Source organism: Pseudomonas mendocina (assembly GCF_900636545.1).
In the GTDB taxonomy this organism is placed as follows: Bacteria; Pseudomonadota; Gammaproteobacteria; order Pseudomonadales; family Pseudomonadaceae; genus Aquipseudomonas; species Aquipseudomonas mendocina.
In genome coordinates, this window is sequence record NZ_LR134290.1 from 2,041,125 (window position 1) to 2,054,760 (window position 13,636).

General features: G+C 61.7%; 15 protein-coding genes. All 15 read left to right on the forward strand.

The genetic code is table 11. The features are described 5' to 3' along the window. Nucleotides 1-42: 42 nt before the first annotated feature. The 15 genes from fliJ (at nucleotide 43) to flhF (ending at nucleotide 13,561) form a co-directional block, all read left to right on the forward strand. Complete coding sequence (fliJ, locus tag EL191_RS09360) at nucleotides 43-492, forward strand: flagellar export protein FliJ (RefSeq protein ID WP_013714983.1); 450 nt, start codon at nucleotides 43-45, stop codon at nucleotides 490-492. A gap of 84 nt (nucleotides 493-576) precedes the next feature. Next, on the forward strand, nucleotides 577-882 hold the full coding sequence (locus EL191_RS09365) for an STAS domain-containing protein (protein ID WP_013714984.1): 306 nt from the start codon (nucleotides 577-579) through the stop codon (nucleotides 880-882). Then, entirely contained in the window at nucleotides 882-2,570 is a 1,689-nt protein-coding gene (locus tag EL191_RS09370) for a fused response regulator/phosphatase (RefSeq protein ID WP_017361945.1), read from the forward strand. The genes EL191_RS09365 and EL191_RS09370 overlap by 1 nt, the downstream gene beginning before the upstream one ends. 30 nt (nucleotides 2,571-2,600) lie before the next feature. Then, nucleotides 2,601-2,954 (forward strand): Hpt domain-containing protein, encoded by a 354-nt coding sequence (locus EL191_RS09375; RefSeq protein ID WP_013714986.1) that lies wholly within the window; start codon nucleotides 2,601-2,603, stop codon nucleotides 2,952-2,954. A 67-nt stretch (nucleotides 2,955-3,021) separates the two neighbouring features. After that, nucleotides 3,022-4,254: a flagellar hook-length control protein FliK gene (locus EL191_RS09380; RefSeq protein ID WP_041978347.1), complete on the forward strand. Its 1,233-nt coding sequence runs from the start codon at nucleotides 3,022-3,024 to the stop codon at nucleotides 4,252-4,254. Nucleotides 4,255-4,529: 275 nt separating this feature from the next. Beyond that, nucleotides 4,530-5,048, forward strand: a complete 519-nt coding sequence (gene fliL, locus EL191_RS09385) for a flagellar basal body-associated protein FliL (protein ID WP_013714988.1) — start codon at nucleotides 4,530-4,532, stop codon at nucleotides 5,046-5,048. A 12-nt stretch (nucleotides 5,049-5,060) separates the two neighbouring features. After that, entirely contained in the window at nucleotides 5,061-6,032 is a 972-nt protein-coding gene (gene fliM, locus EL191_RS09390) for a flagellar motor switch protein FliM (protein ID WP_013714989.1), read from the forward strand. Between the two features lie 73 nt (nucleotides 6,033-6,105). Continuing rightward, nucleotides 6,106-6,573, forward strand: a complete 468-nt coding sequence (fliN, locus tag EL191_RS09395) for a flagellar motor switch protein FliN (RefSeq protein WP_013714990.1) — start codon at nucleotides 6,106-6,108, stop codon at nucleotides 6,571-6,573. 2 nt (nucleotides 6,574-6,575) lie between these two features. Next, nucleotides 6,576-7,007 (forward strand): flagellar biosynthetic protein FliO, encoded by a 432-nt coding sequence (gene fliO, locus EL191_RS09400; RefSeq protein ID WP_026042022.1) that lies wholly within the window; start codon nucleotides 6,576-6,578, stop codon nucleotides 7,005-7,007. Further along, entirely contained in the window at nucleotides 7,007-7,792 is a 786-nt protein-coding gene (fliP, locus tag EL191_RS09405) for a flagellar type III secretion system pore protein FliP (protein ID WP_013714992.1), read from the forward strand. The genes fliO and fliP overlap by 1 nt, the downstream gene beginning before the upstream one ends. Nucleotides 7,793-7,803: 11 nt before the next feature. Further along, on the forward strand, nucleotides 7,804-8,073 hold the full coding sequence (fliQ, locus tag EL191_RS09410; protein WP_041978350.1) for a flagellar biosynthesis protein FliQ: 270 nt from the start codon (nucleotides 7,804-7,806) through the stop codon (nucleotides 8,071-8,073). A 13-nt stretch (nucleotides 8,074-8,086) separates the two neighbouring features. Then, entirely contained in the window at nucleotides 8,087-8,863 is a 777-nt protein-coding gene (gene fliR, locus EL191_RS09415) for a flagellar biosynthetic protein FliR (RefSeq protein ID WP_013714994.1), read from the forward strand. Between the two features lie 9 nt (nucleotides 8,864-8,872). Next, entirely contained in the window at nucleotides 8,873-10,009 is a 1,137-nt protein-coding gene (gene flhB, locus EL191_RS09420) for a flagellar biosynthesis protein FlhB (protein ID WP_017361948.1), read from the forward strand. 100 nt (nucleotides 10,010-10,109) lie between these two features. After that, nucleotides 10,110-12,239 carry a flagellar biosynthesis protein FlhA gene (gene flhA, locus EL191_RS09425; RefSeq protein ID WP_041978352.1) on the forward strand — a complete coding sequence of 710 codons (2,130 nt, stop codon included), beginning with the start codon at nucleotides 10,110-10,112 and terminating at the stop codon, nucleotides 12,237-12,239. An 11-nt stretch (nucleotides 12,240-12,250) separates the two neighbouring features. After that, nucleotides 12,251-13,561, forward strand: a complete 1,311-nt coding sequence (gene flhF, locus EL191_RS09430; RefSeq protein ID WP_041978354.1) for a flagellar biosynthesis protein FlhF — start codon at nucleotides 12,251-12,253, stop codon at nucleotides 13,559-13,561. Nucleotides 13,562-13,636 lie beyond the last annotated feature (75 nt).

Here is a 13,636-nt window from a genome sequence, read left to right on the forward strand (position 1 = left end):
GCTGGTTAGTTATCTTTTCGCGGCAATCGAGGCTGTGACGCAATGAGCCTCAGTCGTGCCAAGCGCCTGCAGCCGGTTGTCGAGATGGCAGAAAAAGCCGAGCGCGAGGCAGCTCGCCAGCTTGGGCATTGCCAGGGGCTGGTCGGCCAGGCCGAGGCCAAGCTGGGCGAGCTGGAGCGTTTTCGTGGCGACTACCAACAGCAGTGGATCAGCGAGGGCAGCAAGGGCGTTTCCGGCCAGTGGCTAATGAATTACCAGCGCTTTCTGTCGCAGCTAGAAACTGCGGTTGGCCAGCAGCAGCAAAGTCTGGAGTGGCACCGCGCCAACCTGGAAAAGGTGCGTGCAGTATGGCAGCAACGCTATGCCCGTCTCGAAGGGCTGCGCAAGCTGGTGCAGCGTTACATCGACGAAGCCCGTCTGGCTGAAGACAAGCGCGAGCAGAAACTGCTCGATGAGCTGGCGCAGCGGCTGGTCGACCGGGGCGAACCCTGAATAGAAGTTGTTTCGTTGCCTGGCAGATGCTACACCTTCAATCGTGAACGCCCTATCCGGCAAAGTCTCGACAAAGGAGTAGACATGGCCATCACCTCGCAGCCGTCGGCGGACGGGCAAGAGCTGACCATCGTGATTAGAGGACGCTTCGACTTCGCCTCCCACCAGGAATTTCGTGACGCCTACGAGCGCGTCAACGTGACGCCCAAGCGCTATCAGGTCGACCTGCGTGACACCAGTTACCTCGATAGTTCGGCGCTGGGCATGCTGCTGCTTTTGCGTGATCACGCAGGCGGCGATTCGGCGCAGATTCGTCTGCTCAACTGCAGCAGTGACGTGCGTAAGATCCTCGCCATTTCCAACTTCGAGCAGCTGTTTCAGATCAGCTGATGCCTGATCGTCTCGCGATCCTGATTGCCGAGGACAACGCTGCTGATCGCATGCTGTTGTCCACTATCGTCAGTCGCCAGGGACATCGTGTGCTCACGGCCAGCAACGGCCTGGAGGCGGTCGCGCTATTCGAGCAGGAGCGCCCGCACCTGGTGCTGATGGATGCGCTGATGCCAGTGATGGATGGCTTCGAAGCGGCGCGCCGGATCAAGGAGCAGGCCGGCGAAGCGCTGGTGCCGATCATCTTCCTCACCTCGCTGACCGAGGGCGAGGCGCTGGTGCAGTGTCTGGAGGCTGGTGGCGACGACTTTCTCGCCAAGCCCTATAACCGAGTGATACTCGAAGCCAAGATCGGCGCGATGGATCGACTGCGTCGTCTGCATGACACGGTATTGCAACAGCGTGACCTGATCGCCCGCCACAATGAGCACCTGCTGCGTGAGCAACGCGTGGCCAAGGCGGTGTTCGACAAGGTGGCGCATTCGGGGTGCCTGGACGCCCCGAATATCCGCTACATGCAGTCCCCCTATGCGCTGTTCAACGGCGACCTGCTGCTGGCAGCCTACAAGCCCTCTGGCGGCATGCACGTGATGCTTGGCGACTTCACCGGCCATGGCTTGCCTGCGGCGATTGGCGCCATGCCGCTGGCCGAAGTGTTCTACGGCATGACAGCCAAGGGGCACGCGCTGTCCGAGATCCTTCGTGAGATCAACGCCAAGCTAAAGCGCATCCTGCCGGTTGGCGTTTTCTGCTGCGCCACCTTGCTCAACATCAGCAGCAAGCGAGGGTTGCTCGAGGTGTGGAATGGCGGGCTGCCGGATGGTTACCTGCTGCATGCCGATGGCCGCCCACGTCAGCCTCTGGTATCCCGCCATCTGCCGCTGGGGATTCTGGAGCCTGCAGCGTTCAGTGATCGTTGCGAGGTCTATCCGCTGGCTCCGGGGGATCGCATCTTTCTGCTTAGCGACGGGGTGCTCGAGGCCAGCGACCAGCATGGTCAGCTGTTTGGCGAGGAACGTCTGCTCCGGTTGCTGGAGGCCAATCGACAGCCTCAGGCCTTGTTCGAGGAAATCCAGCAGGCACTGGTGGCGTTCCGTGGTGAGCAACAGGACGATGTCAGCATGGTCCAGGTCGGACTCGCCGAAGACGATGAGCGCCCCCGGCCGCTGGCTTTTGCCGACAGTGGCCAGAGCAGCGTGATGGACTGGTCGGCCAGTTTCGAGTTTCGTGCGCAGAGCCTGCGTCATTTCAATCCGCTGCCATTCCTGTTGCAGTTGCTGCTGGACGTGCAGGCGCTGCGTCCGCGTGGCGGTGAGCTGTATACGGTACTAGCCGAGCTTTATTCCAATGCGCTGGAACATGGCGTGATGGGCCTCGATTCCTCGCTCAAGCAGGATGCCAGTGGTTTTGCCGAGTACTACCGGGAGCGGCGTCTGCGTCTTGCGTCATTGCGTGATGGCTATGTGCGCTTTCACCTGCAGATGCTCCCGGAGGGAAATGGCGGCCGCCTTATCGTCGGGATAGAGGACAGCGGGCCTGGTTTCGATCCAGCCAGGCTCATGGCGATGCGGGATGATGCGCTCTGCGGGCGCGGCCTGGCGCTGGTCCGTGAGCTGAGTGACGGCTTTGGCTGCGGCCCCGACGGACGGGGCGTCAGCGTGGAGTTTTGTTGGTCTGCTGAGGCATAATCCGGGCCTTGATGTTCAGGGAGTGACCCGGTGTCCGATATCCATCTCGACGATGCCGTTCTGGCGGCGCTGCAGGACGTCATGGAAGACGAGTACCCGATTCTGCTCGATACCTTCGTTGCCGATTCCGAGGAACGTTTGCGTCTGTTGCATCAGGCGCAGGCCGAGGGCGATGCGCAGGGGCTGCGATTGGCAGCGCATAGCTTCAAGGGCAGTTGCAGCAACATGGGCGCGGTACTGTTGGCCAGCCTGTGCAAGGAACTCGAGGATGCCGGTCGGCGTGAGGCGCTGGGGCTGGCTCCGGCGTTGATCGAGCAGATCGAGCGCGAGTTCGCCATCGTACGCATCCTGTTCAAGTCCGAGCGTCAACGCTATCGCGTCTGACCGCTTTTCAGAAGTTGGCCCGCCCTTTGCTCTGATCTCGTCACGACCCATCAGACGGAGAGCGTCCATGTCCGCGTTGCCCGATATTCGCCTGCAGGCTACGCCTGAGGTGAAGAGCAAAGCGAAGCAGCCGGCCAAAGCGCCGGAGCCCAGCAAAAACGGTGCTTCCAGCTTTGCCGAGGTGTATGCCAAGGAGCGCCAGGCTAAGCCTGGTGAGCGCGCAGGCAGTGCCGATAAATCCAGCCAGGAGCAGGGTTCTGCGCCTACCGCTGGGGAGCCCGGTACCGCTTCGACTGCCGCCGAGCAGTCTGCGGTTGCCGCCTCCGGCAATTCCTTGCCGACCCAGGAGGGCACCGAAGAAGAGCTCGATCCGCTCCTGGCGATGGCGTTGGGCGGTATTCAGGCCCAGGTGGCGGAGGCTCCGGTCGTCGAGGAGTCTTCGGATGTGCCGGCCCTGGTGATTACCGGTGCTACCACTGGTGCCACTGAGCAGGCCGAGCCGGTGCTGGAGGACGACGCACTCGACTCGCTGGCGTTGCTGAAGCAGCCAGCGGAAGAGGCAGGCAAGGGCCAGGCCCCGCAGGATGCTGCGACCAAAAGTACCAAGGTCGCCACCAGTACCGATTTCGCCGCCGCCATGGCAGCGATGGGCAAGGGCGAGGAGTCCCTCGAAAGCAGCGAAGAGTCGACGCTCGACCTGCCACTGGAAAACCTGGCCAAGGATGCTCTGGAGAGCCTCAAGGACAGTGTTCAACCCAATCGGCCGGATCAATTTGTCAGCAAGCTCAGCGCGCTGACCCAGGCACTCAATCATCAGGCCGGTGCCGCTCAACGCCCGCCATTGGTACCGGGACAACCGGTAACGATGCAGCAGGGCGGCTGGAGCGAGGCGGTGGTCGACCGCGTCATGTGGCTGTCCAGTCAGAACCTCAAGTCGGCGGAAATTCAGCTCGATCCGGCTGAGCTGGGGCGCCTCGAGGTGCGTGTGAACCTGTCTCAGGATCAGGCCCAGGTGACTTTCGCCAGCCCCAACGCGGGCGTGCGTGAGGCGCTGGAGGGGCAGATGCACCGGCTTCGTGAACTGTTTGCCCAGCAAGGCATGAACCTGGCCGATGCCAACGTTTCCGATCAGTCCCTCAGCCGCGGTTGGCAGGGGCAGGGGCAAGGCGAGGGTAGTCGCGGCGGTTCAGGTTCGCGTGATGGCCTGCTCGCAGGGGAGGAGCTGCAACCAGGCGTTCATCAGGAGGTGCGTAGCGAGCGCTTGACTTCCGGTCGTGGACTGGTCGACTACTACGCCTGAAAGATGCCTTGCCGAGTTTACCTGGAGGTGCGCTGAAGTAACGGACAGCGTTGCATCGTACTAGGTAATGCCCGGTGATCGGTATTCCTCCGCTAGACTTGCATTCGCCCGAGTTGCCGAAAGGTGCTCGGGCGAATGCATTTTGGGTGACAGCAAGCAGCTGGCGCTGTTAAATCCGCAGCCCAGAGTTAGACAAGCTTGCTCATATGCTGGCATAACACTTGCTCTTAACCCCTTGAATGCGGAAAGAACCTAGGCACTGACGGATTATTGGCATGGCTAAGAAAGAAGCGGCACCGGCTGCCGATGGACAACCCGCCGGCAAGAGCAAACTCAAACTCATCATGCTGATCGTGGTGGGTCTGCTCCTGGCCGTCGGCCTTTCCATTGGAGGTACCTGGTTCATTCTGAGCAAGGGCGACAAGCACGAGGAGGCCAAGCCAGAAGAGGCTGCCGCTGCCGCTCCTGTTCGTCAGCCGGCCATTTACCAGGATTTGATGCCGGCCTTCGTGGTCAACTTCAATTACCAGAACCGTACCCGCTACCTGCAGGTGAGCATGGCCCTGATGAGCCGCGATGCCGCGGGGATGGAGAAGCTCAAGGTGCATATGCCGGTGCTGCGCAATCGTCTGGTGATGTTGCTTTCCGGTCAGGATTTCGCCGCGCTGCAAACGCCGCTGGGCAAGGAGATGCTCCTGCAGCAGGCGCTGGCCAGCGTGCAGGAACTGGCGCAGAAGGAAACCGGCAGCACTGTGGTCGAGCAGGTGCTGTTCACCAATTTCGTGTTGCAGTAGCGGGAGCCGAAGATGGCCGTGCAAGACCTGCTTTCCCAGGACGAGATCGATGCGCTGCTGCATGGTGTCGATGACGGCCTGGTAGAAACCGAGGACGCCGCGGAACCGGGTAGCGTCAAACAATATGACCTGACCAGTCAGGATCGTATCGTCCGTGGGCGCATGCCCACCCTGGAGATGATCAACGAGCGTTTCGCTCGTTACACGCGCATCAGCATGTTCAACCTGCTGCGCCGCTCGGCCGATGTTGCCGTCGGTGGCGTGCAGGTGATGAAATTCGGCGAATACGTGCATTCGTTGTACGTGCCGACCAGCCTCAATCTGGTGAAGATGAAGCCGTTGCGCGGCACTGGCCTGTTCATCCTTGATGCCAAGCTGGTATTCAAGCTGGTCGACAATTTCTTTGGCGGTGACGGCCGTCACGCCAAGATCGAGGGCCGCGAGTTCACTCCCACCGAGCTGCGCGTGGTGCGCATGGTGCTCGACCAGGCCTTCGTCGACCTGCGCGAAGCCTGGCACGCGGTGATGGACATCAACTTCGAGTACGTCAACTCCGAGGTCAACCCGGCGCTGGCCAATATCGTCAGCCCGAGCGAGGTGGTGGTCGTGTCCACCTTCCATATCGAGCTGGACGGCGGTGGCGGCGACCTGCACATCACCATGCCGTATTCGATGATCGAGCCGATCCGCGAGATGCTCGATGCCGGCTTCCAATCCGATGTCGACGATCAGGATGAGCGCTGGATCAAGGCCCTGCGCGAAGACATCCTCGATGTCAGCGTGCCGCTGGCCGCCACGGTGGCGCGCCGTCAGTTGAAACTGCGCGACATCCTGCACATGCAGCCGGGCGACGTGATTCCGGTGGAGCTGCCGGAGAACGTAGTCATGCGAGCCAATGGCGTGCCCACCTTCAAGGTCAAGCTGGGTGCCCACAAGGGCAACCTGGCCCTGCAGGTGCTGGAACCAATCGAACGTCAGCGCTGAGGCGCTGGAACTAACCCCCTAGGGTCGGCAGACCCGATGCAAACGAATAGCTGAAGCCAGGCGAGGAAAGACGATGGCAGACGAAGAAAATACCTCCCCAGAGGAACAGGCGCTGGCCGATGAGTGGGCTGCCGCGCTGGCAGAAGCCGGTGATGCGGGGCAGGACGATATCGATGCGATGCTGGCCGGGCAGGCCGCTGCACAACCGGCAGCCCCGCGTGCGCCGATGGAGGAGTTCGGTAGCGCGCCGCCACCCATCAACCTGCCGGCCAACCTGGATGGGCCGAATCTGGACGTGATTCTGGATATTCCGGTGTCCATCTCGATGGAGGTGGGCAATACCGACATCACCATCCGTAACCTGCTGCAGCTCAATCAGGGGTCGGTGATCGAGTTGGATCGCCTGGCTGGTGAGCCTCTCGATGTGCTGGTCAACGGTACGCTGATCGCTCATGGCGAAGTGGTGGTGGTCAACGAGAAGTTCGGCATCCGCCTGACGGACGTGATCAGCCCCAGCGAACGTATCAAGAAGCTGCGCTGATCATGGCCCGACTCTTAGCGTTGTTGCTTGCTCTGCCGGCGCTCGCGTTGGCCGCCGAGCCTGCGGGCAAGGCTGCCACGCCCATGGCCGGTAGTGATGTCGCCGGCCAGCTGGGCCAGTTGCTGCTTGGGTTGTTGCTGGTCATCGGCCTGATCTTCGTCCTGGCCTGGCTGCTGCGCCGCGTGCAGCAGTTGGCACCTCGTGGCGGGCAAGTGATCAAGCTGCTGGCCACCCAGCCACTGGGGCCGCGTGATCGCTTGGTGCTGGTGCAGGTAGGCAACGAGCAGATTTTGCTGGGCCTGTCCGCCGGGCGTATCGCGCCTCTGCATGTACTCAAGGAGCCCGTGCATCTGGCCGATGCCGAGCCGGCTACACCGGAATTCGCCCAGCGCCTGATGGAGTTGCTGGGCAAGGATCAGAAGGACAAATCCTGATGCTGCGCTTGTTGCTGGTGCTGGTGCTGAGCCTGGCCGCTTCACTGGCGTTTGCCGAAGATCCGCCCGGCGCCAGCTCGCTGATTCAGCAGGGCAACAGCCCGCTGTCGATTCCGGCCATCACCCTGTCGACGGACGCAGAAGGCCAGCAGGAATACTCGGTCAGTTTGCAGATTCTGCTGATCATGACCGCGCTGAGTTTCATTCCGGCGTTCGTCATGCTGATGACCAGCTTCACCCGGATCATCATTGTCTTTTCCATCCTGCGTCAGGCCCTGGGCCTGCAGCAGACGCCCTCCAACCAGATCCTCGTCGGTCTGGCGCTGTTTTTGACGATGTTCATCATGGCGCCGGTTTTCGATCGGATTAACACCGATGCCCTGCAGCCCTACCTCAACGAGGAAATCATCGCTCAGGAGGCGCTCACCCGGGCAGAGGGGCCGATCCGCGACTTCATGTTGGCGCAGACCCGTGAGAGCGACCTCGCCCTGTTCGTGCGCCTGTCCAAGCGCACCGACCTTGCAGGGGTCGAGGACGTGCCGCTGACCATTCTGGTGCCGGCTTTCGTTACCTCCGAGTTGAAGACTGCCTTCCAGATCGGCTTCATGATCTTCATACCGTTTTTGATCATCGATATGGTGGTCGCCAGTATCCTCATGGCGATGGGCATGATGATGCTGTCGCCACTGATCATCTCCCTGCCGTTCAAGATCATGCTGTTCGTCCTGGTTGATGGCTGGGCGCTGATCATGGGCACCCTGGCCGCCAGTTTCGGCACGTTATAGCGAGGCTTTTGATGACTCCCGAGGTGGCGGTTGACCTGTTTCGCGAAGCGCTCTGGCTGATCGTGCTGATCGTCGGTCTGGCAGTCGTGCCAAGCCTGGTGGTCGGTCTGATCGTGGCCATGTTCCAGGCGGCTACGCAGATCAACGAACAGACCTTGAGCTTTCTGCCGCGTCTGATGGTGATGTTGATCACCCTGATCTGGGCCGGCCCCTGGCTGGTGAGTCAGTTGATGGAGTACACCCAGACGCTGATGCAGAACATTCCGTACCTCATAGGTTGAGGGGCAGGGCGCGATGTTGGAGTTGAGCAACGAGCAGATCAGCGGCTGGGTCGGCCAGTTCCTGCTGCCGTTGTTTCGTATCGCCGCGATGCTGATGGTGATGCCGATCATCGGCACCCAGCTGGTGCCAACCCGCGTGCGCCTCTACCTGGCGCTGGCCATCAGTGTCGTGCTGGTACCGACGCTGCCGCCGATGCCGCAGGTCGATGCGTTGAGTCTGCGCAGCCTGCTGATGATTCTCGAGCAAGTGCTGATCGGCGCCATGTTCGGTTTTATCCTGCAGTTGTTCTTTCACCTGTTTGCCGTAGCGGGGCAGATCATCGCCATGCAGATGGGCCTGGGGTTCGCCTCCATGGTCGACCCGACCAATGGCGTGTCGGTACCGGTACTCGGCCAGTTCATGCTGATGCTGGTGACGCTGCTGTTCCTGGCGATCAACGGCCATCTGGTGGTGCTGGAAATCCTCGCCGAAAGCTTCATCAGTCTGCCGCCGGGGCAGGGGATGATGGTCAACCACTACTGGACATTGGCTGGCAAGTTGAGCTGGGTGATCGGCGCCGGACTGTTGCTCACATTGCCCATGGTCACGGCGCTGCTGGTGATCAACCTGGCGTTCGGTGTGATGACCCGCGCCGCGCCGCAACTGAACATCTTTTCCATCGGCTTCCCCCTGACCCTGGCCATGGGCCTGGTGATCTTCTGGGTGGGGCTCTCCGATTTCGGCAGCCTGTTTCAGGCGCTGGCCAGCGAAGCCCTGCAGCAGTTGGGCGAGTTCGCGTTGACGCGATGAGGGGCGAGCATGGCTGAGAGCGAGAGCGGCGCTGACAAGAGCGAGGAACCCACAGGCAAGCGACTTGAAGAGTCGCGCAAGAAAGGTCAGATCGCTCGCTCCAAGGAACTCAACACCCTGGCGGTGACCCTCACCGGCACCGTGGCCCTGATCATCTTCGGCGCCTACATGGGCAATGTGCTGATGGACATCATGCGCGGCAACTTCAGCCTGCCGCGTGAGGTGTTGATGAGTGAGCGCAGCATGGCGCTGTACCTGCTTGCCTCTGGCAAGGAGGCGTTATTGGCGGTGCAGCCATTTTTGCTTGCCTTGCTGATCGCTTCCGTTGCTGGGCCGATTGCATTGGGCGGCTGGCTGTTTTCTGCCGAGGCGTTGCAACCGAAGGCCAGCCGGATGAATCCGTTGGCGGGTCTCAAACGGATGTTTTCGGTTCAGGCTCTGGTCGAGCTGATCAAGGCGCTGGCCAAGTTCCTGGTCATCCTCGCCGTGGCGCTGGTGGTACTTTCGGTGGATCAGGATGATCTGCTGGCGATTGCCAACGAGCCTATCGAGCCGGCCATCCTGCACAGTCTCAAGGTGGTTGGCTGGAGCGCGTTTTGGTTGTCCTGCGGCCTGATCCTGATCGCCGCCGTGGATGTACCGTTCCAGCTGTGGAGTCACAAGCAGAAGCTGATGATGACCAAGCAGGAAGTGCGCGACGAGTACAAGGACACCGAGGGCAAGCCCGAGGTCAAGGGGCGTATTCGTCAGCTGCAGCGCGAAATGGCCGAGCGCCGGATGATGCAGGCGGTGCCACAGGCCGACGTGGTGATCACCAACCCGACGCACTTCGCTGTGGCGCTCAAGTATGACCCGGAGAAGGGAGGCGCGCCGATGCTGCTGGCCAAGGGCGGTGACTTCCTGGCGTTGAAGATCCGCGAGATCGCCCAGGAGCATCAGGTGATGGTGCTTGAGTCTCCGGCGCTGGCGCGGGCCGTGTATTACTCCACCGAGCTCGATCAGGAAATTCCCGCGGGCCTTTACCTGGCGGTGGCCCAGGTCCTGGCCTACGTCTATCAGCTGCGCCAGTACAAGGCCGGCAAGGGCAAGCGACCGGGACCTCTACCGGATTTGCCCATTCCTGCGGATCTGCGCCGCGACTCTTGAGCGTTCTAAGCGCTGCTCCGTCATTTCTGGAACGCTTCTTGCCATTACCCCTTCAGGACGCACTTTCGCGTCAAAAGATTGAACGGCTTGGGGTAGGGACGTGGCAGTAGATCGCGCACAGTTAATCGGTGATGTCCGCAGCAATCTGGCGGGCCTGCGCCACGGCAATCTGGGTATTCCCTTGCTGCTGCTGGTCATGCTCGGCATGGTCATGCTGCCGATCCCGGCGTTCCTGCTCGATGTGCTGTTCACCTTCAGCATCGCCCTGTCGATCGTCGTGCTGCTGGTCAGTATCTATGCGCTGCGTCCATTGGACTTTGCGGTATTCCCCACCATCCTGCTGGCTGCGACGCTATTGCGTCTGGCGCTGAACGTGGCCTCGACCCGTGTTGTGCTGCTCAACGGTCACGAGGGGCACGGTGCGGCCGGCCAAGTGATCCAGGCCTTCGGTGAAGTGGTGATCGGCGGCAACTACGTGGTCGGTATCGTGGTGTTCGCCATTTTGATGATCATCAACTTCGTCGTGGTCACCAAGGGCGCCGGGCGTATCTCCGAGGTGAGCGCGCGCTTCACCCTTGATGCCATGCCTGGCAAGCAGATGGCCATCGACGCCGACCTCAACGCCGGTCTGATCGATCAGGTCGAAGCCAAGAAGCGTCGTTCGGAAGTGGCGCAGGAGGCGGATTTCTATGGCTCGATGGACGGTGCCAGCAAGTTCGTCCGTGGCGATGCCATCGCCGGCCTGCTGATTCTGTTCATCAACCTCATCGGCGGTATCGCCATTGGCGTGCTGCAGCACAGCCTGGCTTTCGCTGACGCCGGTAAGGTCTATACCCTGCTGACCATCGGTGACGGCCTGGTGGCGCAGATTCCTTCCCTGCTGCTGTCGACCGCCGCTGCGGTGATGGTTACCCGGGTTTCCATCTCCGAAGACATGGGCGCCCAGGTCAATCGGCAGATGTTCGCCTCGCCGCGGGCATTGGCCGTGGCTGCGGCGATCATGATCGCCATGGGCCTGGTGCCGGGCATGCCGCATTTCTCCTTCATCAGCCTGGGCCTGATCGCTGCTGGCGGCGCCTATTGGATCGCCCACCGTCAACGCAAGATCAAGGAAGAGGAGGTCAAGGAGGTCCAGCGCCAACAGGAGCTGATCCCGGCGCAGAAGGCGCAGGAGGTCAAGGAGCTGGGTTGGGATGATGTGACACCGGTGGATATGGTCGGTTTGGAGGTGGGCTATCGGCTGATCCCGTTGGTCGATCGTAACCAGGGTGGCCAGTTGCTGGCGCGGATCAAGGGTGTACGCAAGAAGCTGTCGCAGGAGATGGGCTTTCTCATGCCGTCGGTGCATATCCGCGACAACCTTGATCTTGCGCCCAATGCCTATCGCCTGACGCTGATGGGCGTCAGTGTGGCCGAGGCCGAGGTCTACCCGGATCGCGAGCTGGCGATCAATCCCGGCCAGGTGTTCGGCCCGCTCAATGGCATCGCCGCCAAAGATCCGGCGTTCGGTCTGGAGGCGGTGTGGATCGATCCCAGTCAGCGTGACCAGGCGCAATCGCTCGGTTACACCGTGGTCGATGCCAGCACCGTGGTCGCTACTCACCTGAATCAGATCCTGCACAAGCACGCTCACGAGCTGCTCGGACATGAGGAGGTGCAGCAGCTGATGCAACTGCTGGCCAAGAGTTCGCCCAAGCTGGCCGAAGAACTGGTGCCCGGACTGGTGTCGCTGTCGACGCTGCTCAAGGTGTTGCAGGCGCTGTTGCAGGAACAGGTGCCGGTACGCGACATCCGTACCATCGCCGAGGCGATCGCCAATGTCGCACCAAAGAGTCAAGATCCCGCCGCCATGGTGGCGGCCGTTCGCGTGTCGCTGGCCCGCGCCATCGTGCAAAGCATTGTGGGACTAGAGCCGGAGCTGCCTGTGATCACCCTTGAACCAAGGTTGGAACAGATATTGCTGAACAGTCTGCAGAAGGCCGGTCAGGGTAGCGAGGATGGCATCCTCCTCGAACCTGGCATGGCCGAGAAGCTGCAGCGTTCCCTGGTGGAAGCGGCGCAGCGCCAGGAAATGCTCGGCAAGCCGGTGATTCTGCTGGTAGCCGGACCGGTCCGGGCGATGCTGTCGCGCTTCGCGCGGCTGGCGGTACCTAGCATGCACGTGCTGGCGTACCAGGAAATTCCGGACAACAAGCAGGTCACCATAGTCGCTACGGTTGGCCAGAACTGAGGTAAAGGGTCATGCAGGTCAAACGCTTCTTCGCCGCCGATATGCGGACCGCCATGAAACTGGTGCGTGACGAATTGGGCGCTGATGCCTCGATCATCGGCAATCGCCGCGTTGCCGGTGGCGTCGAGCTGACTGCTGCGCTGGATTACCAGGCGCCGACGCCGGTACGCCCGAACCCGGCACTGGAAGCCGAATTGCGCAAGACCCAGGCGCGCATCGCCAGCGCCCAGGCCGAGCTGACCACCCGTGCCGAGCAGGATGCCGGTAAGGACCGTCAACTGTTCGCCAATGAATCCTTGTTGGCACCGGAGCTGCCGGCGACTCCGGTCAAGCCGCAGCGCCCGGTCGAGGCCGCAGCGCCTGCTACGCCGGCGGTCGATCCACGTGCGCTGGATGCCATGCGCTTCGAGCTCAACGGCCTGCGTGAGCTGATCGAAGTGCAACTGGGCTCCATCGCCTGGGGGCAACTGCAGAACCGCCGCCCGCAACAAGCCAATCTGTGGCGTCGCCTACAGCGCATGGGGCTGTCCGCCGAATTGACCCAAGCGCTGCTGGGCAAGGTCGCGGGCGTGGCCGAGCCTCGTCAGGCCTGGCGCATGCTGCTGGCGCACCTGGCTCATGCGATCAAAACGCCCAAGGTCGAGCCGCTGGAAGAGGGCGGAGTGATCGCGCTGGTCGGTCCTGCCGGCATGGGCAAGACTACTACTCTGGCCAAGCTGGCCGCCCGCTACGTGCTTAAGTACGGCGCGCAACAGGTCGCTCTGGTGAGCATGGACAGCTTTCGTATCGGTGCGCAGGAGCAGCTCAAGACGCTCGGGCGTATCCTTGGCGTTTCGGTGACCCAGATCGACCCCGGTCAGTCTCTGCTGCAGGCTTTGGCCCCACTGGCCAAGAAGCGCGTGGTGCTGGTCGATACTGCCGGCTTGCCGGGTAACGATCCGGCGCTGCGCCTGCAGCTGGAAAGCCTGGCCTCGGCACGCATCAAGGCGAAGAATTATCTGGTACTGGCGGCAACAAGTCAGAGCCAAGTGCTCAAGGCGGCCTACCATAGTTATAAGCGTTGTGGCCTCGCAGGCTGCATACTGACGAAACTGGATGAGGCGGCGAGCCTGGGCGAGGTTTTAGGTCTGGCTATAGGCCAGCAACTGCCGGTAGCCTATGTCACAGACGGGCCGCGGATCCCTGATGATCTGCAAGTGCCGCGCAGCCATCAACTGGTCAGTCGTGCAGTAGGGCTGCAGGCCGCCGAGGAACCGAGTGAAGATGCCATGGCGCAGATGTTCGCCGGCCTTTACCACAAGCCGGCGCAGCGAGCCGGCTGAAACGGCGAGAATGTTGCACCCTCTCGCGCAGGTGGCGCGAGAGTGAACGGCCTGAGGGCCAAGTCGAAGTTAGAC

Excerpts from the sequence above, each read along its gene's own strand:
- fliJ (WP_013714983.1), top strand. The coding sequence starts at position 43 with ATGAGCCTCAGTCGTGCCAAGCGCCTGCAGCCGGTTGTCGAGATGGCA.
- EL191_RS09365 (WP_013714984.1), top strand. The coding sequence starts at position 577 with ATGGCCATCACCTCGCAGCCGTCGGCGGACGGGCAAGAGCTGACCATC.
- EL191_RS09370 (WP_017361945.1), top strand. The coding sequence starts at position 882 with ATGCCTGATCGTCTCGCGATCCTGATTGCCGAGGACAACGCTGCTGAT.
- EL191_RS09380 (WP_041978347.1), top strand. The coding sequence starts at position 3,022 with ATGTCCGCGTTGCCCGATATTCGCCTGCAGGCTACGCCTGAGGTGAAG.
- fliL (WP_013714988.1), top strand. The coding sequence starts at position 4,530 with ATGGCTAAGAAAGAAGCGGCACCGGCTGCCGATGGACAACCCGCCGGC.
- fliM (WP_013714989.1), top strand. The coding sequence starts at position 5,061 with ATGGCCGTGCAAGACCTGCTTTCCCAGGACGAGATCGATGCGCTGCTG.
- fliN (WP_013714990.1), top strand. The coding sequence starts at position 6,106 with ATGGCAGACGAAGAAAATACCTCCCCAGAGGAACAGGCGCTGGCCGAT.
- fliO (WP_026042022.1), top strand. The coding sequence starts at position 6,576 with ATGGCCCGACTCTTAGCGTTGTTGCTTGCTCTGCCGGCGCTCGCGTTG.
- fliP (WP_013714992.1), top strand. The coding sequence starts at position 7,007 with ATGCTGCGCTTGTTGCTGGTGCTGGTGCTGAGCCTGGCCGCTTCACTG.
- fliQ (WP_041978350.1), top strand. The coding sequence starts at position 7,804 with ATGACTCCCGAGGTGGCGGTTGACCTGTTTCGCGAAGCGCTCTGGCTG.
- fliR (WP_013714994.1), top strand. The coding sequence starts at position 8,087 with ATGTTGGAGTTGAGCAACGAGCAGATCAGCGGCTGGGTCGGCCAGTTC.
- flhB (WP_017361948.1), top strand. The coding sequence starts at position 8,873 with ATGGCTGAGAGCGAGAGCGGCGCTGACAAGAGCGAGGAACCCACAGGC.
- flhF (WP_041978354.1), top strand. The coding sequence starts at position 12,251 with ATGCAGGTCAAACGCTTCTTCGCCGCCGATATGCGGACCGCCATGAAA.